This is a genomic window from Myxococcota bacterium, assembly GCA_039030075.1.
Lineage (GTDB): Bacteria > Myxococcota_A > UBA9160 > UBA9160 > SMWR01 > JAHEJV01.
The window spans coordinates 40,908-65,365 of sequence record JBCCEW010000028.1; the positions used below are offsets into that span (position 1 = coordinate 40,908).

At 70.4% G+C, this 24,458-nt stretch carries 19 protein-coding genes; 14 read left to right on the forward strand and 5 right to left on the reverse strand.

What is annotated here, in order from left to right; translation table 11 throughout:
* Positions 1 to 147 precede the first annotated feature (147 nt).
* From metK to secF, 5 genes are read left to right on the forward strand one after another with little or no spacing between them, the layout of a single operon-like run.
* The gene (gene metK, locus AAF430_22560) at positions 148 to 1,311 is read left to right on the forward strand and encodes a methionine adenosyltransferase (protein ID MEM7413032.1); all 1,164 of its coding nucleotides are present in this window, start codon (positions 148 to 150) and stop codon (positions 1,309 to 1,311) included.
* A gap of 27 nt (positions 1,312 to 1,338) precedes the next feature.
* The gene (locus AAF430_22565) at positions 1,339 to 2,421 is read left to right on the forward strand and encodes a SpoIID/LytB domain-containing protein (GenBank protein MEM7413033.1); all 1,083 of its coding nucleotides are present in this window, start codon (positions 1,339 to 1,341) and stop codon (positions 2,419 to 2,421) included.
* Positions 2,418 to 2,768 (forward strand): preprotein translocase subunit YajC, encoded by a 351-nt coding sequence (gene yajC, locus AAF430_22570; GenBank protein MEM7413034.1) that lies wholly within the window; start codon positions 2,418 to 2,420, stop codon positions 2,766 to 2,768. The genes AAF430_22565 and yajC overlap by 4 nt, the downstream gene beginning before the upstream one ends.
* On the forward strand, positions 2,765 to 4,348 hold the full coding sequence (gene secD / locus AAF430_22575) for a protein translocase subunit SecD (GenBank protein ID MEM7413035.1): 1,584 nt from the start codon (positions 2,765 to 2,767) through the stop codon (positions 4,346 to 4,348). The genes yajC and secD overlap by 4 nt, the downstream gene beginning before the upstream one ends.
* Positions 4,349 to 4,360: 12 nt before the next feature.
* Positions 4,361 to 5,419, forward strand: coding sequence for a protein translocase subunit SecF (gene secF, locus AAF430_22580; protein MEM7413036.1), 1,059 nt, complete (start codon positions 4,361 to 4,363; stop codon positions 5,417 to 5,419).
* A 62-nt stretch (positions 5,420 to 5,481) separates the two neighbouring features.
* Here secF and AAF430_22585 read toward each other — a convergent pair whose 3' ends face one another.
* A complete protein-coding gene (locus tag AAF430_22585) occupies positions 5,482 to 6,003 on the reverse strand; it encodes a polymer-forming cytoskeletal protein (protein MEM7413037.1) in 522 nt (173 codons plus the stop codon).
* A 38-nt stretch (positions 6,004 to 6,041) separates the two neighbouring features.
* The gene (locus AAF430_22590; protein MEM7413038.1) at positions 6,042 to 7,655 is read right to left on the reverse strand and encodes a TolC family protein; all 1,614 of its coding nucleotides are present in this window, start codon (positions 7,653 to 7,655) and stop codon (positions 6,042 to 6,044) included.
* A 105-nt stretch (positions 7,656 to 7,760) separates the two neighbouring features.
* Between AAF430_22590 and ispD the strand changes: the two genes are divergently transcribed.
* From ispD to AAF430_22620, 6 genes are all read left to right on the forward strand, one after another.
* A complete protein-coding gene (gene ispD, locus AAF430_22595) occupies positions 7,761 to 8,429 on the forward strand; it encodes a 2-C-methyl-D-erythritol 4-phosphate cytidylyltransferase (protein MEM7413039.1) in 669 nt (222 codons plus the stop codon).
* Positions 8,426 to 8,911 carry a 2-C-methyl-D-erythritol 2,4-cyclodiphosphate synthase gene (ispF, locus tag AAF430_22600; protein MEM7413040.1) on the forward strand — a complete coding sequence of 162 codons (486 nt, stop codon included), beginning with the start codon at positions 8,426 to 8,428 and terminating at the stop codon, positions 8,909 to 8,911. Before ispD ends, ispF begins: the two co-directional genes overlap by 4 nt.
* Positions 8,908 to 10,899: an excinuclease ABC subunit UvrB gene (gene uvrB, locus AAF430_22605; protein ID MEM7413041.1), complete on the forward strand. Its 1,992-nt coding sequence runs from the start codon at positions 8,908 to 8,910 to the stop codon at positions 10,897 to 10,899. The genes ispF and uvrB overlap by 4 nt, the downstream gene beginning before the upstream one ends.
* Positions 10,900 to 10,901: 2 nt before the next feature.
* Positions 10,902 to 12,773: an excinuclease ABC subunit UvrC gene (gene uvrC, locus AAF430_22610; protein ID MEM7413042.1), complete on the forward strand. Its 1,872-nt coding sequence runs from the start codon at positions 10,902 to 10,904 to the stop codon at positions 12,771 to 12,773.
* Positions 12,774 to 12,981: 208 nt separating this feature from the next.
* Complete coding sequence (locus AAF430_22615) at positions 12,982 to 13,344, forward strand: hypothetical protein (GenBank protein ID MEM7413043.1); 363 nt, start codon at positions 12,982 to 12,984, stop codon at positions 13,342 to 13,344.
* 83 nt (positions 13,345 to 13,427) lie between these two features.
* Positions 13,428 to 15,740: a DNA internalization-related competence protein ComEC/Rec2 gene (locus tag AAF430_22620; GenBank protein MEM7413044.1), complete on the forward strand. Its 2,313-nt coding sequence runs from the start codon at positions 13,428 to 13,430 to the stop codon at positions 15,738 to 15,740.
* Here AAF430_22620 and AAF430_22625 read toward each other — a convergent pair.
* Positions 15,686 to 17,770 carry a rhomboid family intramembrane serine protease gene (locus AAF430_22625; protein ID MEM7413045.1) on the reverse strand — a complete coding sequence of 695 codons (2,085 nt, stop codon included), beginning with the start codon at positions 17,768 to 17,770 and terminating at the stop codon, positions 15,686 to 15,688. The two genes, AAF430_22620 and AAF430_22625, sit on opposite strands and share 55 nt — an antisense overlap.
* Positions 17,771 to 17,850: 80 nt before the next feature.
* Between AAF430_22625 and fdhD the strand changes: the two genes are divergently transcribed.
* Together fdhD and AAF430_22635 are read left to right on the forward strand one after the other, a co-directional pair.
* Positions 17,851 to 18,759: a formate dehydrogenase accessory sulfurtransferase FdhD gene (gene fdhD, locus AAF430_22630; GenBank protein ID MEM7413046.1), complete on the forward strand. Its 909-nt coding sequence runs from the start codon at positions 17,851 to 17,853 to the stop codon at positions 18,757 to 18,759.
* A 10-nt stretch (positions 18,760 to 18,769) separates the two neighbouring features.
* The gene (locus tag AAF430_22635; protein ID MEM7413047.1) at positions 18,770 to 21,040 is read left to right on the forward strand and encodes an FdhF/YdeP family oxidoreductase; all 2,271 of its coding nucleotides are present in this window, start codon (positions 18,770 to 18,772) and stop codon (positions 21,038 to 21,040) included.
* 3 nt (positions 21,041 to 21,043) lie between these two features.
* Here the strand turns inward: AAF430_22635 and AAF430_22640 are convergent, their stop codons facing one another.
* On the reverse strand, positions 21,044 to 22,009 hold the full coding sequence (locus AAF430_22640) for a cation diffusion facilitator family transporter (protein ID MEM7413048.1): 966 nt from the start codon (positions 22,007 to 22,009) through the stop codon (positions 21,044 to 21,046).
* Between the two features lie 22 nt (positions 22,010 to 22,031).
* Between AAF430_22640 and AAF430_22645 the strand changes: the two genes are divergently transcribed.
* Positions 22,032 to 23,027 (forward strand): hypothetical protein, encoded by a 996-nt coding sequence (locus tag AAF430_22645; GenBank protein MEM7413049.1) that lies wholly within the window; start codon positions 22,032 to 22,034, stop codon positions 23,025 to 23,027.
* Here the strand turns inward: AAF430_22645 and AAF430_22650 are convergent.
* The gene (locus AAF430_22650) at positions 22,951 to 24,441 is read right to left on the reverse strand and encodes a DnaJ domain-containing protein (GenBank protein MEM7413050.1); all 1,491 of its coding nucleotides are present in this window, start codon (positions 24,439 to 24,441) and stop codon (positions 22,951 to 22,953) included. The genes AAF430_22645 and AAF430_22650 overlap by 77 nt on opposite strands.
* Positions 24,442 to 24,458 lie beyond the last annotated feature (17 nt).

The following is a 24,458-nucleotide window of genomic DNA, read 5'->3' on the forward strand; positions in this document are numbered from 1 at the left end:
GAATCGCTCCGTCGGATTGAAAGGCAGGAGGGCCTCGCCTAGAGTGCCGCCGCTCGACGGCGTAGGCGTAGCCCGCCGTTTCTCCTTCGAAAACCGATGTTCCCGCGCTGACCGACGACCGGCGAAGGCGCGCTGCAGGAGGGCCGCATGCCCCGCGATCTGTTCACCTCCGAGTCCGTCTCGATGGGTCACCCCGACAAGATGTGTGACCAGATCTCCGACGCCGTGCTCGACGCGATGCTCGAGCAGGACGCGGGATCCCGCGTGGCGTGTGAAACCCTCACCACCACCGGGCTCGTGCTGCTCGCGGGCGAAGTGACCACCTCGGCCGAGATCGATTTTCCCGCGCTCGTGCGCGACGTGGTGCGGTTCATCGGATACACGGGGTCGGACATGGGCTTCGACGCCGACACCTGCGCGGTGCAGGTGGCGCTGGGGCGTCAGTCTCCCGACATCTCCCAGGGCGTGACCGAGGGCGAAGGCCTCCACAAGGAACAGGGCGCCGGCGACCAGGGCATGATGTTCGGCTACGCCTGCGACGAGACCGAAGAGCTGATGCCGGCACCGATCCGACTGTCGCACAAGCTGATCGAGAGCCACCGCAAGCTCTTCGAGACCAACGAGCTTCCGTACCTCCGGCCCGACGCGAAGTCGCAGGTGACCGTCGAGTACGCCGAGGGCAAGCCGAAGGGCATCACTGCGGTGGTGCTCTCGACCCAGCATGCGCCGGACGTCAGCTACGACCAGCTGCGGAGCGACGTCATCGAGAAGATGATCCGCCCGACGCTGCCGGCCGCGCTGCTGAGCGACGACACCGTATTCCACGTGAATCCGACCGGTCGCTTCGTGGTCGGGGGACCGATGGGCGACGCCGGCCTGACCGGCCGCAAGATCATCGTCGACACCTACGGCGGGATGGGTCGCCACGGCGGCGGCGCGTTCTCGGGCAAGGACCCGAGCAAGGTCGACCGCAGTGCCGCCTACGCCGCGCGCTGGGTCGCGAAGAACCTGGTGAAGGCGGGCGTCGCAGGCCGCGCCGAGGTGCAGCTCGCCTACGCGATCGGTGTGGCCGAGCCGGTGTCGATCCGGGTCGAGACCTTCGGCACGTCCAAGTTCGACGTCGCGACCCTCGACAAGCTGGTCCGCGACCACTTCGACCTGACGCCGCGCGGGATCGGCGAGTCATTGAACCTGCGCCGTCCGATCTACCGCGCGACGGCGTACCACGGCCACTTCGGACGCGAAGACCAGGGCTTCCCCTGGGAGGAAACTCCCCGCGCCGACGCCCTTCGCCGCGCCGCGGGCCTCTAGCCGGCGATTCACCGCCCTTCGGTTCCGATGCGCTTCCGCACGTCCGTGCGTGGCCTCCCGGCCCTGGCCTGCCTCGGCTGGAGCCTGGGAGTCGTGGCGCTCGCCGGCGCCGTGCGCGCGGAGGAGGTGCGGGTGCTCCTGCTCGAGACCCGTCAGACCCTCGCGGTCGGTACCGCACGCGTGGCGCCGACCGGCGGACCGGGCGGTCGCCTGGAAGTGGACGGCCAGGTCCAGGGACCGCGCTGGGAGGCGCCTGGGTCCGGGCCGCACCAGGTCGGCGACCACCACGTCCGCGGCCGGGTCGAGGTGGAACGCACCCGAGACGGCCTCCGCGTGATCAACCGAGTCCCCCTCGAGGCCTACGTCGCAGGGACCCTCGGCGCCGAGATGTACGCCCGCTGGGAGCCGGCGGCCCTCCAGGCGCAAGCAGTGGCGTCTCGGACCTATGCGCTCTATCAGCAGCGCCGGCGGCGTGCCGAGCCCTACGACGTGGGGACGAGCACCCGCGACCAGGTGTATCGCGGGCTGGCCGCCGAGACCCCGGAGATCCGCGAGGCGGTGGCGGGGACCCGCGGCGAGGTGCTGCTGTGGAAGGGCGAGCCGATCCTCGCCGCCTTCCACTCGGCTTCGGGCGGTCAGACCGCGAGTGCCGCCGAGGTCTGGGGGCGGGCGGTGCCCTACCTGCGAAGTCGGGCGGTGGCCGATGAGGACGCGTCGCCCCACACCTACTGGCGCGCGCGGATTGCACGCACCAAACTGGGGCCCGCGCTTGCCCCGCTGGGGCTCGATCTGGGTGCGATCCGGACCCTCCGGGTCGTCGGACGCACCCCCAGCGGGCGGGTCGCCCACGTCGAGCTCGTGGGTTCGCAGGGGAGCGAGCGCGTGACGGCCCGGGCGCTGCGCACGGTGCTCGGCGCCTCGGTTCTGCGCAGCACCCTGTTCGAGATCCGCGAGACCGACGACGCCGTCTCCTTCGTGGGCTCGGGCCATGGTCACGGAGTCGGCATGAGTCAGTGGGGAGCCCAGGCGATGGCAGAGCGCGGTGCCGGTTACCGCGAAATCCTGGCGACCTTCTATCCCGGCACCACCCTCGCTCGGAGGAACCCGTGAACTGGACCGAACCGATTTCCCTGGGCTTCGTCCCGCTGCAGGCGGCGGCAGAACCCTCTCCCTTCAGCATGCTCGTGCCGATGGGCATGATCTTCCTGATCTTCTACTTCCTGCTGATCCGACCCCAGCAGAAGCGACAGAAGGAACAGGACGAGATGCTCAAGGCGATCGAGAAAGGCGACTCGGTGGTCACCCTGGGCGGGTTGCACGGCAAGGTGGTCGGCGTGACCGATGACGTCTTGACCCTGGAGATCGCGACGCTGAAGGGCGGCGAGCGGATTCGCGTGAAGGCGGCGCGCATGAAAGTGGACACGGTGCAAAAGGCGAAGAAGGGCGAAGATTCATGAGCGGTCTGGGTTGGCGCCTCGGCGCCGTACTGGCCACGGTGGCGCTGTTCTCCTTCCTCACGGCGGCGAACTTCATCGACGAGGAGACGCGCCTCGCGAGCCCCGTGCTTCCCGACGATGGCCTGCGTCTCGGCCTCGACCTCCAGGGCGGCATCCACCGCGTGGTGGGCGTGAAGCTCGAGGAGGCCGAACTCCAGGAGCTGGTGTTCCTCAAGGACGCGCTCCTCGAAGAAGCGGACGAGGACCCTCAGCTGAGCGTCTCGAACGCGGTGGTCGAGAACGGCGTGCTGGTGGTGAGCCCGCGCGACGACGGGGCCGGCGTGAAGAGCTGGGCGGACGACTCGCGCTCCCTCTCGTTGGTGAGCGAGGAGGCCGGGCGCCTCGAGTACACCCTCGAGGATCAGGTCCGGCAGGACGTCCGCGAGCGCGGCATGGAGCAGGTGCTCGAGGTGCTGCGACTGCGCATCGCCGACCCGATCCAGGGCATTCCGGATTCGGTGGTCACCCGTCAGGGCGACGACCGGGTGCTGGTGCAGGTGCCGGGCGGTCAGATCGACCGCGATCGCCTCGACGACCTGCTCGAAGTCACGGGTTTCCTGGAGTTCAAGATCGTCCAGGACCTCGCGGACAACGAGAAGCTCCTGAACGACCGTTACCCGACCGGCCTTCCGCCCGGGACGAAGATCGTCTCGGAGCAGGACCCCGAGGACGATCGCAAGCTCACCGCGTACCTGCTCCCGGAGGAGCCCGACCTGACGGGTGACTTCCTGACCGACGCGCGCGTCGCCTTCGACCGACAGCAGCGACCGATCGTCTCCTTCAGCTTCAACAGCGAGGGAGCGCGGCGATTCGGGGAGCTCACCGGCGCGAACATCAACGAGCAGCTCGCGATCGTCCTCGACGACCGGGTCTACAGCGCCCCGGCGATCCGCTCGCGGATCGGTGCCCGGGGCCAGATCGAGGGACGCTTCACCACCGAAGAGGCCCGCGACCTCGCCGTCGTGCTGCGCTCGGGCTCGCTGCCGATCCCGGTGGTGATCGAAGAGGAGCGCACCGTCGGTCCGGCCCTCGGCCAGGACTCGATCACCCGCGGCTACCGCGCGTCGATCCTGGGCCTGATCGTGATCATCGGCTTCGTCGTCGGCTACTACCGCCTCTCGGGCGGCTACGCGAGCCTCGCGCTCGCCGCGAACCTGGTGATGCTGATGGGCATCATGTCGCTCTTCGAAGCGACGCTCACGATGCCGGGGATCGCGGGCATCGTGCTGACCGTCGGCATGGCGGTCGACGCCAACGTGATCATCTTCGAACGCATCCGCGAAGAGCTGCGCTCGGGCAAGGCTCCGCGCGCCGCGATCGCCACGGGGTACAACAAGACCTTCTGGACGATCATGGACGCGAACATCACCACCTTCATCACGGCCCTGGTGCTCTTCGAGTTCGGCACCGGACCCATCCAGGGTTTCGCCGTGACCTTGGCCGTGGGCATCGTGACCAGCGTGTTCTCGGCCCTGGTGCTCACGCGGCTGATGTTCTCGGTGCATCCGGGAACCCAGCCCGTCGAGCAGCTCTCGATCTAGTCGGAGGCCTCCGTGCGCGAAATCGTCCCGTCCGGGACTCACATCGACTTCCTGGGGCGCCGCCACATCGCGATCGCGGTGTCGCTTGCGGTGCTTGCCGCAGGCGTGTTGGCGGGAGCCATCCAGGGGGTCAAATTCGGCATCGACTTCGTCGGCGGCACGGAAATGGCCGTGCGCTTCGATCCGGGCGTCGACGTCGACGAGAGCGCGCTGCGCAACGTGGTGGGCCGCTGCGGCGTCGATGAGCCGTCAGTCGTTCGCTACGGCGATGACGTCGAGCGCAAGGAGTTCCTGATCAAGTTCAAGGGCGCCGAGGCCGGCGAGGTGCCCGACTGTCCGCTCACGGAAACCGACCGTGCGGAACTCGCGGAGAAGGCCGAAAAGCAGGGCGGCGACGCCGGCAACCTCGAGTCGGCCCACATCATCAGCCGGATCCAGCGCGGCATCCGCAACGACGTCGGCGAGTACGAGACGCTGCGCGTCGACTTCGTCGGCCCGCGCGTGGGCAGCGAGCTCACCGAGGCCGGGGTCCAGGCGATGACGATCGCCGTGCTGCTGATCCTCGCCTATATCGCCTTCCGGTTCAGCTCGCGCTTCGCGCCCGGCGCCGTGGTCGCCCTGGTGCACGACGTCGGCATCACCTGCGCCGTCTTCGTGATCTTCGGGCTCGAGTTCGACCTGCGCGTCCTCGCGGCCCTGCTCGCCATCCTGGGCTACAGCCTGAACGACACGATCATCATCTACGACCGGATCCGCGAGAACATGGAGATCCGGACGAAGTACGACCTGCTCGACGTCCTCAACCGGAGCGTCAACCAGACGCTCTCGCGGACGTTGCTGACGTCGGTGACGACCCTCGCCGCCGTGCTCTGCCTGCTCTTCCTGGGCGGCGAGGTGATCCGGCCCTTCGCGCTGGCGATGGCGATCGGGATCGTGGTCGGCACCTATTCGTCGACCTTCATCGCTGCGCCGACGCTGCTCTTCCTCGAGACGCGCTTCGGCGATTCGCCGGACGCGAAGGCGGCCGCCGCGAAGCGCAAGAAGGAGAAGGACCGCGAGCGGGCCGCCTAGCGGCTCGTTGGCAGTTCACTGAGATCGGATCCGTCGGGGTGCGGTGGCCCCGAGGCGGCGGACTAGCCGGCCTTCCGGACCTCGGCGTCGTCGGTCGGAGCGCTGCTGCTGCCGCTGGCCTTGCCGCTTCCCGAGCCCATCTGGATGGTGCCGTTCAGGACGGCGCCCTCGGCCACGATGAGCTTCGGCGCGCTGACGTCGCCCTCGACCACGCCCGTCGCCTGGATCTCGACGCGGTCGGTTCCGTGGACGTTGCCGGCGATGCGGCCGATCACGACGACCGACTTCGCCCGTACTTCCGCCTGGACGGTGCCGTTGGCTCCGACCGTCAGCTGACTGTTCGGAAGCGTGACCTTGCCGTCCACCTTGCCTTCGATCACGAGATCTTCTTCGCCGGTCAGATCGCCCGCGATGGTGATCGACTTGCCGATGTTCGCCATGGTTCTCCCTTGGGTCGTTTCGCGTCCGCGCCGCACCGGCACCGTCGAGCGCTCCAGGCGCTCTCGGAGTTCGGACTTGGGCTCGGCCTCGTCTGCCGGGCCAGCCGGTGCCGCCTTCGCGGCCGGCTTGTTGAACAGGGGCATGGGGGGACTCCCGAGTCAACCAACGCGGAAGGCGCAGTTTACCTCAGGGGAGAGACGTCAGCGATCTTGATGTTGCGGCTGCGCAGGATCGTGCCCTGGGCGCGATCGAGTGCCGTGACCGACACGCGGTAGCTGCGGAAGGCGTCGATCTCGGCCTGCTCGCGGTCCACGAGGTCTTCTTCGCGCTGGAGGACGTCGAAGGGCGTCGACTCGCCGTACTCGAGCCGGATCTCCTCGGCGCGGAGCTGTTCGGCCGCGGCGATTCGGGCCTTCTTCGCCGCCTCGATGCCCTCCTGACTTGCCTCCAGATTGCGTGCGGCCTGCCGCACTTCGATCACGATCTGCTGGCGCAGGCGGCGGTGCTGGGTGCGCGCGCGGCGCATCTCGAGATCGCGGATCGACTCGGTCGACTTCGCGGAGGTGTTGGGAAACGGGATCGAGAACCGCGCCCGGCCGGAATAGACGGGAGAGTCCTCGTAGTCGTCGACGCTGCGCCGGAAGCCGCCCTGATCCGGGGCGAAGGCCCCGCCTGGGATGAAGCTCCGGTTCGAGGACTGTCCCGACAGCCCGCGTTGGCCCACCGAGAAGATGCCGTCCAGCTCCGGGAGGCGCTGATTGCGGGCGAAGGCGGACTGGACCTCGGAGCGCTCGATGGCTTTCAGGGCTGCGATGATCTCGGGCCGGTTCTGGAACGCGCGGCTCACCGCCGACTCGACGTCGATCTCGTAGGGCGTGTAGTCGTCGGGGCGGTCCTGGGGGACGATCTCGAGGCTGGACTCGGCGCTCAGGTTGGGTCCGAGCACCAGATCGATGAGGACGTCCTGCTGGTTGCGGTAGGTGTTGAGGGCCCGGATCAGCTCGACGTCGCGCTGGGCGACGCCGGCCTCGGCCTCGGTCACTTCGACCTTCGAGACGACCCCGACGTCGTACTGGGTCTGGGTCTGGTCCAGCAGCGCGGCCGCGGTTTCCTTGCTCTTCTCCGCCACGCGGAGGGCCTCGGCGTTCGCGATCAGGGTCCAGTAGGCGTCCTCGACCGACTGGATCTCGTCCATCACCGCGCGGCGGAAGTTCTCGGTGCTTTCCTTGGTGAGGATCCGGTTGGTCTGCACCTGGGTCCACGGCTGGCTCCAGATCAGGTCGCGCAAAATGGGCTGGGTGAGGCTGACGTTCCAGCCCGAGGTGTACTCGGGGGACAGGCTGGCGAACGCCTGGTTCGACGAGTTCTTCGCCCCCTCGTAGCGCGCTTCGTACTCGGTACCGATCCACGGCAGCAGGCCGCGGAACCCGCCGGCCCCGTCGGTCGTGCGCAGCCGCGTCTCCGTATTGCCCGCCAGGGCGTTCGCGTTCGGAGTCGTCTGGTCGTTGTAGCCGATCTCCGCAAAGGCGGTGGGATCGTAGGCGCCCCAGGCAACGTCCTCGTCGAGGTGGGCGATGATCGGCGAGTAGCGCTCGACCTGGACGTTGAGGTTGTTCTCGAGCGTCATCCGGATCGCGTCCTGGAGGCTCAGCTCGAGCTTGCCGTGGAGCAGGGGGCCGCCGGCGCTCGTGGCGGGCCCCGGTTCGAGAACCGGAGCTTCCTCGATCTCCTCGGCGAGGCCGGGAAGGGGCAGGGCGAGGGCGAGGCACAGGGCCACGGATCTTCGGAACGGCATCATTTCCTCCTGGGCGCCGGAGGCGAACTCTACCAGCGCCGTCGCTGAATGCGCGACGCCATGCCCGAGGGCTCGCCGGAACCCGGCTCGGCTATCTTGGCCGCCATGCGGGTGGTGGCGATCGTGGTGGCCGGAGGGCAGGGGACGCGGGTCGGCGGCGAGCGGCCGAAGGCACTGCTCGAGGTCGCCGGACGCACCCTCTTGGGACACGCGGTCGCGGCGCTGGCCGAGGCGTCCCGGGTCGACGGGGTGCTGCCGGTGCTGCCCGCCGGGACCGAACTGCCCGCCGATGCGGCCACCGCCAAGTCCCTGCCTCCCGTGCCCGGCGGCACCGAGCGCCAGGACAGCGTGGCGGCCGGGGTGAACGCGCTGCCCGACACCGCCGAGTGGGTGGCCGTGCACGACGCGGCGCGGGCCCTGGTGCGGCCGGCGGCGATCGATCGGGTCGTCGAGGCAGCCCAGTCCCACGGTGCCGCGCTGCTGGCCGTCCCGGTGGCCGACACGCTGAAGCGGGTCGAGGGGACCCGCGTGGTCGAGTCGCCTCCCCGGGAGTCGTTCTGGGCGGCCCAGACGCCCCAGGTGTTCCGGGTCGAACTGCTGCGCGAAGCGCTCGACAAGGCCCGCGCCGAAGGGCGGCAGGGCACCGACTGTGCCCAGCTCGTCGCGGCGCTGGGTGTGCCGGTCGAGATCGTCGAGGGCGACCGCGACAATTGGAAGATCACTTACCCCGAAGATCTCGAGGCAGCCGGGCGCATCCTGGGAGAGCGAGCGTGAGCGGGTTCCGCATCGGTCAGGCCGTCGACGTCCACGCCCTCGCCGAGGGCCGCCCGCTGGTCCTCGGCGGACTGGAGATCCCCCACGACAAGGGTCTGGCCGGACACTCGGATGGCGACGCCCTGTTGCACGCCGTGGCCAGCGCACTGCTGGGTGCACTCGGCGACGGCGATCTCGGCACCCACTTCCCGTCGTCGGATCCGAGCCTCGAGGGCATCGCGAGCCGGGTGCTGGTCGAGCGCGTGATGCAGCGCGTGAGCGACGCGGGCTTCGCGATCGCCAACGTCGACTCGACGGTCGTGGCCCAGGAGCCGCGCCTCGGGCCCCATCTCGAGAAGCTCCGCGCCTCGCTGGCCGACGTGCTCGGCGCCGGGCGTCACCGGGTCAACGTGAAGGTCACGAGCACCGATCATCTCGGCTTCCTCGGGCGAGGGGAGGGCATCGCGGCGATGGCGGTGGTGCTGCTGGAGGCGCGTTCATGAGCGACGGCTTCCGGCTCGTCTCGGAGTTCTCTCCGACCGGCGATCAGCCCCGCGCGATCGAGGAGCTCGTGGAGGGGGTGCAGCGGGGCGATCCGCACCAGACCCTGCTCGGGGTCACGGGCAGCGGGAAGTCCTTCACGATCGCCTGCGTCGTCGAGCAGCTCGGCCGCCCGACGCTGGTGATGGCACCGAACAAGACCCTCGCCGCGCAGCTCTATGCCGAGTTCAAGGAGCTCTTCCCCGACAACGCCGTCGAGTATTTCGTCTCCTACTACGACTACTACCAGCCCGAGGCGTACATCCCGACGACGGACACCTACATCGAGAAGGATTCGTCGATCAACGACGAGATCGACAAGCTGCGCCACTCGGCTACTCACTCGCTCCTGACCCGGAAGGACGTGCTGGTGGTCGCGAGCGTCTCCTCGATCTACGGCCTGGGGGCGCCCGAGCACTACGGGTCGATGCACGCCTACCTCGAGCCGGGCATGCCCTGCGTGCGTGACGAGTTCCTGCGCCAGTTGATCGACATGCTCTACGAGCGCAACGACATGGACTTCCACCGCGGCACCTTCCGCGTGCGCGGCGACGTCGTCGAGGTGTTCCCCCAGTACGAGGCCGAGCGGGCCCTGCGCATCGAGTTCTTCGGCGACGAGATCGACAGCATCGCCGAGATCGACCCGCTGCGCGGAAAGGTCCTCTCACGGCCGCGCAAGGCGATGATCTACCCGGCCAGTCACTACGTCGCGGGGGAAGCCATCCTGAAGCGGGCGATCTCGGGGATCCGCGACGAGCTGCAGAAGCGGCTCCAGTTCTTCCGCGAGTCGAACAAGCTGCTCGAAGCTCAGCGCCTCGAGCAGCGCACCATGTTCGATCTCGACATGCTCGAGCAGATGGGCTTTTGCCACGGCGTCGAAAACTACTCGCGCTGGCTCGACGGACGTGCGGCCGGCGAGACCCCCTACACCCTCTACGACTACTTCCCCGAAGACCTGCTCGTGGTGCTCGACGAGAGCCACCTCAGCGTCTCCCAGATCGGCGGCATGTTCCGCGGGGACCGAGCGCGCAAGGAGACGCTGGTCGAATACGGCTGGCGGCTCCCCTCGGCGCTCGACAACCGGCCCCTGCGCTTCGACGAGTGGGAATCGCGGGCCCCCCAGCGCATCTACGTCTCGGCCACCCCAGCGGACTACGAGCTCGAGCACTCCCAGGGCGTGGTCGTCGAGCAGATCATCCGGCCCACCGGCCTGGTCGACCCGAAGGTCGAGATGCGACCGGCCCAGGGCCAGGTGGACGACTTGCTCGAGCGGGTTCGCGCCGTCGTCGAGAAGGGCGAGCGGGTCCTGGTCACGACGCTGACGAAGCGCATGGCCGAAGAGCTCACCAACTACTACAGCGAGCTCGGGATCCGGGTGCGCTACCTCCACAGCGAAGTCCAGACCCTCGAGCGGATGGACATCATCCGCGAGCTCCGCGAAGGCAAGTTCGACGTCCTGGTCGGGATCAATCTGCTGCGCGAGGGCCTCGACATCCCCGAGGTGTCTCTGGTCGCGATCCTCGACGCCGACAAGGAGGGGTTCCTGCGATCGACGCGGTCCCTGATCCAGACGATCGGCCGCGCGGCCCGCAACGTGAACGGACAGGTAATCCTCTACGCCGACCAGGAGACCGACTCGATCCGCGAGACCTTGAGCGAGACCCAGCGGCGCCGGGAGATCCAGGAGGCCTACAACCAGGAGCACGGCATCACGCCACGCACGGTCTCGAAGCGGATCACGAGCATTCGCGAATCGATCTGGGAGCAGGATTACGTGACGGTTCCGGCCGAGGCGCCGGGTGAGGGCGTGCCGGCCCACGAGGTGCCGCGTCTCGTCGAGAGCCTGCGCAAGGAGATGCGCGAAGCGGCGCGCGAGCTCGAGTTCGAGAAGGCCGCCGAGCTGCGCGACCGGATTCAGGCGCTCGAGCGCGAGCGCATCCGGCTGGGGTAGGCGTGTCGCTGGCCGAACGTGCGGACGGGCTGCCGACCGGTCCCGGGGTGTACCTGTTCAAGAACGAGAAGGGGAGCGTCCTCTACGTCGGCAAGGCCCAGAACCTCCGCAGCCGGGTGAAGCAGTACGTCGGCGGTGGCGACGGCCGCTATCAGATCCCGAAGCTCCTGGACCGTGCGCGCGACGTCGACGTGATCGTCACGCCCAACGTGAAGGACGCCCTGCTGCTCGAGAACGAGCTGATCAAGCGCCACAAGCCCCCGTTCAACGTGCGGCTGCGCGACGACAAGCAGTATCTCGCGCTGCGCCTCCACCCGCGCGAGACCTGGCCCCGGCTGCGCGAAGTCCGGAAGTTCGCCGACGACGGCGCCGACTACTTCGGACCCTATACCTCGAGCGTCGCGATGCACGAGGCGCTCTCGAATCTGCGGCGGATCTTCCCGCTGCGGTCGTGCAGCGAAGGCACCTTCAAGGACTACCGCCGGCGCGGACGCCCGTGCATCGAGTTCGAGATGAAGCGCTGCCTCGGGCCCTGCTGCGACAAGGTGGATGCCCAGACCTACGCCGAGCTGGTGCAGGGGACCTCGCTCTTCCTCCGCGGTCGCTCGGACGAGCTGGTGAACCGGCTGCGCGAACGCATGCAGCGCGCCTCGCATGAGGAACGCTTCGAAGAGGCGGCGCGGCTCCGCGATCGCATCGGCGCCGTCGAGCGGACGGTGGAACGCCAGCAGATCGTGGGCGAGCGCCAGGCCGATCGCGACGTGTTCGGCGTGGCGCGCCGCGGAGGGGACGTCGAGCTGCACGTGCTCCATGTTCGTGAGGGTCGGGTGATCGGCGCGCAGGGCTACGGCCTCGACGACGTCGTGCTCGGCGACGCCGATCTGGTCAGCTCCTTCCTGGGGCAGTACTACGCGGTGGGGACGGGCCGGCAGATCCCGCGCGAGGTCGTGTCGCCCGTTGATCTCGAGGCGGGTGAGGCCCTCGAGTCCTGGTTGACGGATCTTGCTGAACATCGCGTGAGAGTTCGGGTTCCTCAGCGCGGTGCGCTCCGAGAGCTGGTCGAGATGGCCGACCAGAATGCCCAGCTCGGACTGCAGCGCCGGCTCGAAGCCCAGGAGAGCGTGGCCGCGACCCTGGAGGAGCTCCGCGGTGCGCTCCAGCTCCCCGAGCCGCCGCGGACGATCGAGGGCTACGACATCTCGACGCTGCACGGGACGCTCACCGTGGGGAGTCGCGTCTGCTTCGTCGACGGTCAGCCCCACAAGGCGGGCTATCGGCGCTACCGGATTCGCGAGGCGCCGCCCGACGACGACTACGCCTGCCTGCGCGAGGTGCTCACCCGGCGCCTCGCCAAGGCCGACACGGACCCGCTGCCGGACCTGCTGCTGATCGATGGCGGCAAGGGCCAGCTCGCGGTGGTCGCGGCAGCGCTCGCGGACGCGGGGCGCGAGGTTCCCGCGGCCTCGATCGCGAAGGAACGCGACGAGGACGCGCCCCAGTTCCGGGTTCGCCGCTCGGGGGGGCTCAAGGCCGAGCGGATCTTCCTCCCGAATCGAAAAGACCCGATCCAGCTGCCGCCGAGTGCGCGGGGGCTGTTGCTGCTGCAGCGCGTGCGCGACGAGTCGCACCGCTTTGCCATCGAGTTCCAGCGCTCCCTGCGCTCGAAGCAGAACTTCACGTCGATCCTCGAGGAGCTGCCCGGGATCGGTCCGGGGAAGCGGCGCACCTTGTTGAAGGAGCTCGGGACCTTGCGCGCGATTCGCGAGGCATCGCCCGAGACACTGGCCGCGCTCCCCGGCATCTCGCGCGCCAACGCCGAGACGATCCACGGCTTCTTCGCGGCGTTGCGCGGCGGCGAAGGGCAGGCCGGTTGAGCCCACCGCCACATCCAGCGAGGGAAGGCGACTGCCCATCTGGGTGCTTCGTTTCCCTTGGCTGGGTGCTTCGTTTCCCTCGGCGGTCGTGGGCGGGGGAGACGCCCGATCGGATCGCGGCGCGGGAAGGTCCCGGGGTTCGGGGACTTGGCGTCGCAGCTGCACACGCCTGGGGCCGTGGCATCGATCTTGCTCATTTTCTCGTCCCATGGGACGAAAACCGCTCGAACTGCACACCCCGGACCCCCACCGCGTCCAGCTCAGCGAGGAGCTGGTGCGGCTCGGCCTGTCCCGCGACGAGGCAGAGCCCCTGGCCGGCGAACTGCTCCGGATGGCCGAGAAGCTGCCGGCTGCCGAGTATCGGGCGCTCGTCGAAGGAGTCGTGCTCGGCCAGCGCCTGCGACGCGCCGGGAGCGGCATCCACGAGAGCGGCACCTCGAGCCTGACCCCGATCCTCGAAGACTTCGCCAGCGAGTTGAAGAAGCTCGACGAGGGACTGCGCGTGCTCACCGCGTATCTGGTCCGACTGCGCGACGAGACGCGCGGGAGCCGCGACCAGACGCTGCACTGATCCCACGAGTCCTGCTGGGCGCGTCGACGCACGGAAGTCGCGCGCGGTAACGTCTCGCCACTCCGGTCCCGCGGAGTGTGCGCGTGCTCGTAGCGCTCACGTCGTGCGTCGCCCTCGGCATCGTTGCGGCCGATCTCGGCGGCCTCTCGACGGCCGCCTGGAGCGCGTCGGCAGCCCTGGGAATCGGACTGGGCCTGGGGCCGCGGAGACGCGCCCTCGCAGCGCTGCTGTTGGCCTTCCTCGCGGGTCACGATGCGCAGCAGGGCGTGCTGGCCCGCGCAGAGGGGGCGCGTGCAGCGCCTGCTGGAGGGGCGGTCTTCGAGGGCGTAGTCACGGGGCGCAGCGGGCTGGTCGAGCCGCATTGGCTCGAGTTCGCGTCGCTGCGCGGGCTCCCCGGCGCCCGGCTGCGGGTCTACGGCGCGATCTCGGCGCTCGAAGCGCAGGCCCGTCGCGGCGAGCGTTGGCGTCTGCGCGTCACGCTGCGGCCCGAGCGGGTGGCGCGCAATCCAGGCGGGCCGTCCCCCCGCAGACTCGCGCGTCGCGGGATCGGCCAGCGCGCGTCCCTCCGGCACCCGGGTCTGGCGGTACGCCGCGGCGCGGCACCGCGGTCCAGCGGGAGCATCGCCCGGGCGCGCGTCGCTCTCGCGAAGCGCATGGAGGCGGCCGGGGACGACAGCGGCCTCTGGCGCGGCCTGGTGCTCGGGGATCGCGGGGCGATCGCGCCCGGGGCCCGCGAGGCGTTTCGGCGACTCGGTCTTTCCCACCTGCTGGCGGTCTCGGGTTGGCACCTGGCGTGGTGGTGCGTCGTGAGCTTTGCGGTGTTCGCCGCGTTGTTCGCGCGCAGTGCTCGCGCGGGTCGGCGCGGGGACACGCGTCGTGCGGCGCTGGGCCCCGCGGCGCTCTGCGGGTTGGGCTACGCGGCGCTGGCAGGCGGCGCGGTCCCCGTACAGCGCGCCGCGGGTCTTCTCGTGGCGGGCGTCGTCGCTCAGTGGCTGCGGAGACCCGTCCGGCCCGCTCCCGCGTTCGCCTGCATTGGTGGCGCCGTGCTCGTCTCGGCACCGGCGGAGCTCTTTGCGCTCGGCGCGCAGCTGTCGTTCGGGGTCGTGGCCGCTTTGCTGTGGGCTCCGCGTCCGCAGGGCGAGCACCTCCGCCTCGTCTGGGTGCGAACACCGCTCGTCGCGTGGATGGCGAGCCTTCCGATCCTGGCGGCCCACGGGCTGGCCGCGTCGCCGGCCGGCGTGTTGGCGAATCTCGTCTTGCTTCCCCTGTTTGCGTTGGGCGTGCTTCCACTCGCGTTCCTCGGCGCGGCCGCGCTGCTCGTGGGGGTGGCGCCCGAGGCGGAGTGGGTGCGGGCCGCGACGGCGGCGAGCGAGCACGGCCTGGCGGCGCTGCGAGACGGCGCCGAGTGGATCCCCCTGCCGCGAGCTCCCGCTTTGGGCGCGGTGGGATGGGGTCTGCTGGCCGCGCTGTGGGCAGCGGCCTGGTGGAGTCCGGGGCTCGGGCGGAGAGCTTTGTTCGTATGCCTAACCTGGCTTTGGATTACGATCTCCGTGTCTCCCGCAGCGAGCCCCGAACTCGTGGCGTTCGACGTCGGCCAGGGCGACGCGACGCTCGTGCGCGGCCGACGCGCGGTGGTGTTGGTCGATGGGGGGCCCGCCTATCCGGATGGCCGCGACGCCGGGGCCCTCCGCGTCGTCCCCGGCCTCGCGGCACTCGGCGTGGAGCGGCTCGATCTCGTGATCGCCACCCATGCCGATCTCGATCACCGTGGTGGCCTCGGATCGGTGCTCGACTCCGTACCCACCCGGGAGCTCTGGCTGCCCCACGGCGCGCCGGCCGACCCGGGCTTCGACGCGCTCGTGCGGCGCGCGCGCGAGCGCGGGGTGACCGTCCGTGAGGTCGGGAGGGGGAGTCCGCGCCGGCGCTTCGGGGATCTGCTCGTCGACCCCCTCTGGCCGCCGCGGGGAGGCTCGGGATCGCGCAACGCACGCTCGCTGGTGGTGCGCATCGATCTCGAAGGGGGCGCGCGGGTGCTGCTTCCCGGGGACATCGACGTCGAGACCGAAGCTGCGCTCATCGCGACCGCGGCGCCGCTCGACGCCGAGCTGTTGCTCCTCCCGCACCACGGCAGCGGCGGATCGAGTTCGAACGCGCTGTTGCGCGCCGTCGCACCGCGCTGGGCCTGGGTATCGGCCCCGTGCCGCGGCCGCTTCGCGCTGCCCCACGTCGCGGTGCGGGCCCGACTGGCCGGTCGCGAGATTCCCTGGGGTTGGACCGGACGCGATGGAGCGCTCCGCGTCCCGTTGCGCGGTCCGCTGCTTCCGAAGTCGAGCGGTGAGGCCTACGCGTGCGGGTCGGGCGAGCCGGCCTCGGCGACGCCGAGGAGCTCGCGCTGATAGGCGTCCAGGCTGGCGAAGCTCGGCGGCGCCCCGTCGAAGGACGTGACCGCGCTGACGGCGCCGGTCGTCAGCAGGGCTTCGGCAAGCGCGCGCAGGCGGTCGAGCATCGGCTTGTCGGCGCTCGCGGGCAGCGACAGCCGCACGATGCGCAGCGGCTCCTGTCCCGCGTCGTTCCAGTTGAGCAGCGCGTCGAGCACCGGCGTGTCCGCGATGCGGGCCCACGCCAGGCCGCCGATCCGAGCCGTCGCGAGCCGAGAGGTCTTGCCTCCAGGACTCTGGAGGTGGAGCTGTCCCGCCTTCAGTCCCTGTACCCGGGCGTTCACGATCTTCGCGCTGGGGAAGCGCACCTCGGCGAAGGCGGCCTGCGCGGGCTCTGCGGCGACCGCCAGCGGATCCTCCGCGTCGAGCTCGAGCTTCGAGAGATCGCCCGGATCGAAGGAGTCGAGTTCGGCCGGGTCGAGTCCGGCGTCTCCCGGCGCGGTGCCCGCGTCCGCGAGATCGAGTCCCGCACCATCGCCGAGATCCATTCCGCCCCCGAGGTCGATGCTGCGTTCCTCACCCGGTGTGGGCGCGGGGCCGCCGGAGGAGCCGGGCTCCGCCAGTTCGAGCGACCCGCTGTCGTCCTCGGCCGCGAGATCGACCGCGTGTGGATCCACGCCTGCCGAGGTCGCGGTGTGACTCCCATTTTCGTCGAGGCCGAGCGCGTCGTCTGCGTCGAGGTCGAGGTCGTTCGGATCGATGGGCGGAGGTTCGGGCGCCGCGGGCGCCGCGGGCGCCGCAGGCGCTGCCGGCGCCGTGCGAGCGGCCTCGAGGGGCGCCTCCTCGAGGTGCTTCGGGTCGGCCTCGATCCGAGCGATCCAGGCTTCGAGCTTCTGGCGCTTCGGTCCCTCGAAGGTCGCCTGGGCGAGCACCCATTGCAGGGCTTCGATTGCGGTGGCGCCGTGGAGCGGCTCGACGGTCTCTGCGATCCGCAAGGCCGCGCCCACGCTGAGCTGAGACGCATCGACGCGAATTGCGCCGCCGAGCGTGGCGGCAGCGGCCCGGGGGTCTCCCGCGGCGATCAGGCGGTCGGCCAGGGCGAAGCGGGTCGCGAGGGGAAGGGAGACCGAGGCGGTCGGTGCGATCCGCGCCCAGATCCGGGCCGCGAGGTCGGGCTGGTTCTGTTCCAACGCCCGCAGCACGAAGCGCGAGGCCACCTGCTGGGCATCGCGTTGGCGCTGACACTCGGCGGCGACGTCGCAGAGTGCTTCGATGACCGGCGCGTCTGCGGCATCGCCGGTGAGGGCGCGGTCGAGGGTGTCGTAGGCGTCGCCCGGTCGACCCTCGGCCCGCGCGGTCGCAGCCGCCTTCAGGGTCTTCTTCAAGGGCGCCGCGGTCTTCACCGGTTCGCGCGCGCGGCGCTCCTCCCACCCGAGGAAGGAAAGACCGACCGCGACGCCGATGCCGAGCGCCGCGGTCACGCCGGCCGGTGCGAAGCCGTGGGACGCGACGGGCCCGGCGAGCGGGGCCTGGGCGTCGAGCACGATCGAAGCCAGCAGCCAGACCGGGGGCAGCACCAGGACGGGCAGGGTGACGTCCCGGCTGGAAGACGCGGGACCGATGCGCAGGCCGAGACCGGTGCTCCAGCCGCGCACCGTGGCGGCGGCCACCAACCCGGCCAGGAGCGGGGTCGGGCCGACCCAGCCGGCTGCGGCCTCCCCGTACAGCGCACGATCGACGCCGAAGGCGGCCAGCATCCAGAGGAGCAGGGCGCCGCCAAAGGCCCCAGGGCCCCAGCGGGCTTCGAGCTGGGGACCGGCCAGGGCGAACAGGAGCACCGTCGAACACAGGTGGAGACCGGATCCGTGCAGCCAGATCGCGGTCAGGACGCTCGGAAACGTGCCCCCAGCGCTCGAGACCCCCAGCCGCTCGGCCGGCAGGCCACCGGCGACGGCGTTGCCGACTCCGGCCAGCACCCACAACAGCAGCAGCGCCCCACACAGCCAGGGGACGCGGCCCGGTGCACCCTCGAGAAGCGGTCGAAACATGGTCCCCCGGCGTATCGTCGCGCCCGGGCCCGCGCTGGAGCGCTCCGGGGGCGGGAGGGTGTGCTGGCTATGCTGCCGAGGTGAGCCAAGACGACGACGGCCACGCCTGGGCCACCACGTCGGTGGTGCGCTTCGGGCCCGATGGATCCGCGCCCGGGCCGGACGCGGTGGCGCGGGAGGAGCCTCTCGAGATCCAGCTCGGCGGCACGGCGTTGGCGGTCGTGATGCGGACTCCAGGCCACGACCGGGAGCTCGCCCTGGGCTTCCTCCGCACCGAGCGCGTGATCGAATCGGTCGAGCAGGTGGTGTCGGTACGCCACTGCCGTCACGCCGCGGACCCGGCGAGCGCCGACAACGTGGTGCGTGTGGTGCTTCGCGAGGACGTGCGCGTCGACTGGGAAGCCCTGCGGCGCCACTTCTACGCCAGCAGCAGTTGCGGGCTCTGCGGCAAGGCCACCATCGACAACGCCCTCGCGGTGGCACCGCCCTTGGAGGATGACGCCGCGTTCCACGCGGCGTGGTTGACGAGCCTGCCTGTGCAACTCGAGCGCGCACAGCGGGGCTTCGCGCGTACCGGAGGACTGCACGCCGCCGCGCTGTTCGCCCCGGATGGATCCCACCTGGTGACGCGCGAAGACGTCGGTCGACACAACGCCGTCGACAAAGTGCTGGGCTGGGCGTTGCGGCACGCGCGCACTTCGCTCGCGGGTCACGTCTTGCTGGTGTCGGGTCGGGTCTCCTTCGAGATCGTGCAGAAGGCGTTGGCCGCGCGCATTCCCCTCGTCGCGGGCGTGTCGGCTCCGTCATCGCTCGCGATCGAGTTCGCGGAGCGCGCCCGGTTGACCCTGGTCGGTTTCTTGCGGGGCCCGCGATTCAACGTGTACGGTGACGTTTCGCGCGTGCAGGGGGCGACAGGTGAGCGAGTCGAAGCCGACGGCGAGGCAGGGGAGCGGGTCGAGCGCGTCACCCAGCGAGGCCACGACGCCTGAGCCCGTGCGGGTGTCGCGCGCTGCGGCTCCGGGCAGCGATCCCGCCGACCGCGCACCTGCCGGCGGTTTCGGCTCCATCGTATCCACGTTGCGCACGAGCCAGCGCGAGCTCGGTCCGCTGCGCGCCTTGCGCGTGCTGGGCGACGTGAACCAGAACCACGGCTTCGACTGTCCGGGCTGCGCCTGGCCCGACCCCCGCGAGCGCGCGACGACCGAGTTCTGCGAGAACGGCGCGAAGGCGGTGGCCCACGAGGCCACCACGAAGCGGCTGCGTCCCGAGTTCTGGAAAGCCTGGTCGCTGGCCAGTCTGCAGGAGCAGAGCGACCACTGGCTCGAACAGCAGGGGCGCCTCACCGAACCGCTGCATCGTCCCGCGGGCGCGGATCACTACGAGCCGATCTCCTGGGACGCGGCGATCCAAGGCATCGCGCAGAAGCTGCGCGGGCTGCCGTCACCCGATCAGGCGGTCTTCTACACCTCGGGTCGCACCAGCAACGAGGCGGCGTTCCTCTATCAGCTCCTGGCGCGCTGCTTCGGCACCAACAACCTGCCCGACTGTTCGAATCTGTGTCACGAGTCGAGTGGCGTGGGGCTCACGGATGCGATCGGTGTCGGGAAGGGAACCGTCGGCCTCGAGGACTTCGAGATCGCCGACTTGATCTTCGTGATCGGGCAGAACCCGGGCACGAACCACCCGCGCATGCTCAGTGCGCTCCAGGCGGCGAAACGGCGCGGTGCCCAGATCGTCGCGATCAACCCGCTGCGCGAGCGCGGGCTCGTGCGCTTCGCCCACCCTCAAGAGCCTCTCGCCTGGCTCGGTCGCGGGACGCCGATCGCAGATCACTACCTGCAGGTGCGGGTGGGGGGCGATGTCGCGTTGCTGAAGGGGCTGGCGCTCGCGGTCCTCGAGCTCGAGGACGCACGCCCGGGCCAGGTGCTCGACCGCGCCTTCCTGCGCGCCCACACCGCCGGGTTCGAGGCCTGGCAGCGCGACCTGCGCGCGCAGGACCGCGCGACCCTCGAACGACGCAGCGGGATCTCCGCGGAGCAGATGCGCTCAGTGGCCGAGCTCTACGCACGCTCGGAGCGCGTGATCGCCTGCTGGGCGATGGGGATCACCCAGCACCGCCACGGCGTCGCCAACGTGCAGGAGATCATGAACCTGCTGCTGCTGCGGGGGAACATCGGGGTCCCCGGCGCCGGTGCGTGTCCCGTGCGCGGACACTCGAACGTGCAGGGCGATCGGACCGTCGGGATCACCGAAAAACCGGGCGCAGGCTTCCTCGACGCACTGGCCCGCGAGTTCGATTTCGAGCCGCCGCGCGAACCCGGCCACGACGTCGTCGCTTCGATCCGGGCCATGCGCGAGGGCCGCGTGCGCGCCTTCGTCGGCATGGGCGGGAACTTCGCCGCCGCGTCGCCGGACACCGAGGTGACGGCGCTGGCCCTGCGTCAGTGTGAGCTCACGGTCCAGGTGTCCACGAAGCTCAACCGCTCCCATGTGGTCTGCGGCCACGAGGCCTACATCCTTCCGTGTCTCGGCCGGACCGAGCGGGACGACCAGTTCGCGGGAACCCAGTTCGTGAGCGTCGAGAACTCGATGAGCGTGGTGCACCGCAGTCAGGGGTCGCTCGCTCCAGCCTCCGAGTCGCTCCGGAGCGAACCGGCGATCGTGGCGGCGCTGGCCCAGGCAATCCTCGACGACAGCGCCGCCGTGCCCTGGGGCCCCTTCGCTTCGAACTACGACCGGATTCGCGACGCCATCGAGCACACGGTCCCCGGCTTCGAAGACTACAACCAGCGCGTGCGCGCACCCGACGGCTTCGTGTTGCCGAGCGGCGCGCGCAGTCGGCGCTTCGACACGCCGGACGGCCGCGCCCAGTTCCGGGTGCACGCGCTTCCCGAAGACGCGGTCGATCCGGATCGCTTCCGGCTCACGACGATCCGCAGCCACGACCAGTTCAACACCACCGTCTACGGCCTGGACGATCGCTACCGCGGCGTCGAAGGCGATCGTCGCGTGGTCTTCCTGCACCCCGAAGACCTCCGCGCCCACGCACTCGCGCCCGGTGATCGCGTCGACCTCACCAGCCACTTCGAGGGCGAGACCCGCACGCTGCGCGGATTCAAGGCCTGCGAGTACGATCTGCCGCGCGGCTGCGCCGCCACCTACTTCCCCGAAGCGAACCCGCTCGTCCCGATCGGCAGCTTCGCCGAGGGGAGCCACACGCCGAGCTACAAGTCGATCGAGGTCTCGATCACCGCCGCGCGATCGAGCTGAGCCTCAGGCGGCCTCTTGGGGGTCGCAACCGCCGTGGCAGATCGAGCGCGGCGAGGTGTGCGCCAGGTTCTCGGGCTCGATCTGGATCGTCGCGTGATCGATGCCATGGTCGTTGCCGAGCAGGGTGTAGGCGTCGGTGAGCAGGTCTTCGTGCAGACCGGGGCGCGCGACGACGAGGTGGCAGGAGAGGGCGACCTGCCCCTGGCCGAGGGTCCAGACGTGAAGGTCGTGGACGCTGCTCACACCGCTGAGGTCGCCCAGTCCGCGTCGCACCGCGTCGACGTCGACATGGCGCGGCGCGGCTTCCATCAGGACGTCGACGGCCTCGCGGATCAGGTGCCACGCCGAGAAGAGGACGAGGGCGGAGATCGCCAGGGAGGCGGCGGGGTCGGCCCAGGTCCAGCCCCAGGCCCAGATCGCGAAGCCCGCCAGCATGGCGCCGACGCTTCCCAGCGCATCGGAAAGCACGTGGAGCCAGGCCCCGCGGAGGTTCAGGCTGTGCTCGTGCCCTCCGCCGAGGACGCGCAGGGCCAGCACGTTCACGAGCAGGCCCCCGCTGGCGATTCCGAGCACGCCCATCCCGAGCACCGGTTGCGGCGCTCGGAAGCGCTCGAAGGCCTCGACGCTGATCAGCACCGCGACGACCACGAGCGCGACGCCCTGGGCCAGGGCCGCGAGGATTTCGGCGCGCGAGCGCCCCCAGGTCCAGCGATCATCCGCGGGGCGCGTGGCCACCCAGGCCGCGAACAGGGCGAGCGACAGGGCCCCGACGTCCGAGAGCATATGGCCGGCGTCGGCCAGCAGGGCGAGCGAGCCGGTCCACCAGCCCCCGATGAGCTCGACGACCAGATAGCTCGCCGCCAGCGCGAGGGCGATGCTCAGGGGCCGCTGGTTGCTGACGGCCGGGTCCGCCGGGCCGTGGGCGTGGCCGACGTGTTCGTGGCCTCCCGGGCCGGCTTGGGTCGCCATCGGACCAGGATACCCTGCGGCCATGACTCCGCCGAACGCGCATCGCCGGGCTCGGTTCCAGGCGCTGGTAGGCCTCGGGGTGACGCTGGGACTGACCGCACTGGGTTGCAGCACGCGCTGGGACGCCGCCGGCTGGGCCGAGACGCGTCCCGAGCTCGCTGGCCAGCCGCTCGGACATCTGGGCGACGCGACACCCTACGTGCTGCCGGTGGCGGGCGAGCTGCGCTGGTTCCTGTGTCGCTGGAGCGGGGACGCCCCGGTTCCAGTGGCCGTTTCCGAAGCGGTGTCACCCGCCGAGCGCGTTCTGATCGAGCGGGCCCTGGTGGCCTGGGAAGACGCGGTTCCGGGCCTGCGCTTCTCGCGCGGGGGGCAGGGGCGCGTCGGGATCCGCGTCGACATCGTGCCGTTCCGTCGCCGCGGTGCGCGGGCGGCGGTCGACTGCCGGGTCTCCGGCGTGCGCGCGTCCGGGGCGTTCGCGGCCGAGGTCGTCGCGGCCGCCGTCTTGATCCCGCGCTCCGAGGGGGACCCCTTCGGCCGTCCGGTGCGACTCGGCGAGGCGGAGCTCCTCGGGAGCCTCGTACACGAGTTGGGCCACGCCCTCGGCCTCCAGGGGCACGCCCCGGGCGGCGAGTCGAGCGTGCTGGCGCGAGAGGCGTTCGAGGTGCGCCGGGTCGGCGCGCGTTTGCTGGCGGGCGGGCGCCTCGACGAGCCCGCGATGCGTGCCCTCTACGCCGTGCCTTCGGGCGTCGTCGTGCTGCGTCAGCCCGTGGCGTCCGAGCTCGCAGATGCGAGCGAGGGCGGCTGGCGGGTTCGACTCGGCGACGGGGCCGTCGAATGGTCCACGGAGACGAGACCCGACCTCAGGTATCGCATGAGGTTTCCGGCCGAAGTATTGGATGGAACGAGGGCGTTCGCTGAGGCTTACGAGGGCCCGGAATCCCTCAGCCCACGCTCGGATCGATCTCGCGCGCCTTCTGGGCCAGGTTCGACGCTGCCGCCACCTCACCGAGTGCCTTGAGTACGACCGAGAGGTGCATCACGACCTCGGCGTTGCGCGGCTCCAGCTCGTAGCCGCGTTCGAGGTGCTGGCGCGCCCGGATCGGGTCCGACGGGGGCGCCTTGAACAGCGCCCAGCCGAGTGCGCCCTGGTAGGTGGCGTCCTCGGGCCAGAGCTCGACCGCCGGGCGCAGGAACTCCAGGGCGCCCTTGAAGTTGCCCTGCCGCATGAGGATCTCGCCCTTGCGGTAGTTCGTCTCGGCCGCGGCGAGCCGCTCGGCGTCGAGATCGGTCTCGTCGGACTCGAGCGAGGCGTCGTAGCTGCGTCGGCGGTTCGGATCGACCAGCACGCTGTGGGCCTTGCCGATGGCTGCGAACACCTTGCCCGCCTTCTCCTGGGTCTCGCGGTCGAGGCCGGCGCGGGCGAGGGCGTCCGGGTGATAGCGCTTCGCGGCGGCGCGGTAGGCGTTCTTGATGTCCGCCGGTGCCGCGTTCTGTTCGATCCCGAGCAGCTCGTAGTAGTCGAGGTCGGCCAGTGCGACGTATTTCTGGGACACCTCGAGCATCAGCACTTCGTCCATGCCGCGCTCGCCCGCGTCGTCGGCTTCCGCCGTGGGGGCGGCGTCGGCGGCCTCGGCCTGGACCTCCTCGGTGAGGATGATCTCGATCTCCGGCTCGATCTCGAGGACGGGCTCTTCTTCGGTGTCTTCGGTCTCGGGGAGGGGCTCGCTGTAGTCGACCGCGCGGATCGCGTCGATCAGCCAGGCCGCGGCGAGCGCGCGCGGAGTCTTCGCGTTCTGGAGCGCGCGCCAGAAGGTGCGCGTCCCGTCGAGGCCATCGATCAGCGCCGCCACCGAGTCGTCCCAGAGCAGGCGCTCCTGGATGCGGGACAGGCGCCGATTGCGCGCGACGGTCTCGTTCAGGTGGGGCTGGAGCGCGAGCATGACGTTCTCGGCGCTCCAGTGGGTCTCGATCCCGTCCTGGATGACGGTCAGGAGGTCGACGCGGAAGGGCTGGGCCTTCTCCGAGGGGGCGTCCTGGGGCTCGACGACGAAGGAACCGCGCGGCCAGCCGAAGCAATCGACCAGACGGGTCCGCACCTGCTCCTTGAGCGCCAGGAAGAGCTTCTTGGGTTCGATGAACCCGAGCTCGAGGAGGGCCGCGCCTTCTTTCACCTTGCGCTTGCTGACGTGCTCCGAGACCTGGCGGTACTGGTCGTGGTCGAGGAGTCCCTGATCGAGCAACTGCACGCCGAGGGTCTCGCTGGCGAGCGATGATTCCGCCGAGATCGGAGCCCCCCGCTGAAAGCGGAACACCTTGGTGTGGGGCTCGCGCGTGAGATGCAGGAGCCCATCGAAGCTTGCGCTGGCGAGGTCCAGCAGCAGCTTCGGAAGCGGAATCTCGGCGAGTTCGCCCCTCTCCGGAATCGCCACCATCGCCACGCTTTCGGGCG

What these genes read in the sequence shown, in the direction of transcription:
- metK (MEM7413032.1), top strand. Translation starts at nt 148, where the DNA reads ATGCCCCGCGATCTGTTCACCTCCGAGTCCGTCTCGATGGGTCACCCC.
- AAF430_22565 (MEM7413033.1), top strand. Translation starts at nt 1,339, where the DNA reads ATGCGCTTCCGCACGTCCGTGCGTGGCCTCCCGGCCCTGGCCTGCCTC.
- secD (MEM7413035.1), top strand. Translation starts at nt 2,765, where the DNA reads ATGAGCGGTCTGGGTTGGCGCCTCGGCGCCGTACTGGCCACGGTGGCG.
- AAF430_22585 (MEM7413037.1), bottom strand. Translation starts at nt 6,003, where the DNA reads ATGCCCCTGTTCAACAAGCCGGCCGCGAAGGCGGCACCGGCTGGCCCG.
- AAF430_22590 (MEM7413038.1), bottom strand. Translation starts at nt 7,655, where the DNA reads ATGCCGTTCCGAAGATCCGTGGCCCTGTGCCTCGCCCTCGCCCTGCCC.
- ispD (MEM7413039.1), top strand. Translation starts at nt 7,761, where the DNA reads ATGCGGGTGGTGGCGATCGTGGTGGCCGGAGGGCAGGGGACGCGGGTC.
- uvrB (MEM7413041.1), top strand. Translation starts at nt 8,908, where the DNA reads ATGAGCGACGGCTTCCGGCTCGTCTCGGAGTTCTCTCCGACCGGCGAT.
- AAF430_22615 (MEM7413043.1), top strand. Translation starts at nt 12,982, where the DNA reads ATGGGACGAAAACCGCTCGAACTGCACACCCCGGACCCCCACCGCGTC.
- AAF430_22625 (MEM7413045.1), bottom strand. Translation starts at nt 17,770, where the DNA reads ATGTTTCGACCGCTTCTCGAGGGTGCACCGGGCCGCGTCCCCTGGCTG.
- AAF430_22640 (MEM7413048.1), bottom strand. Translation starts at nt 22,009, where the DNA reads ATGGCGACCCAAGCCGGCCCGGGAGGCCACGAACACGTCGGCCACGCC.
- AAF430_22645 (MEM7413049.1), top strand. Translation starts at nt 22,032, where the DNA reads ATGACTCCGCCGAACGCGCATCGCCGGGCTCGGTTCCAGGCGCTGGTA.
- AAF430_22650 (MEM7413050.1), bottom strand. Translation starts at nt 24,441, where the DNA reads ATGGTGGCGATTCCGGAGAGGGGCGAACTCGCCGAGATTCCGCTTCCG.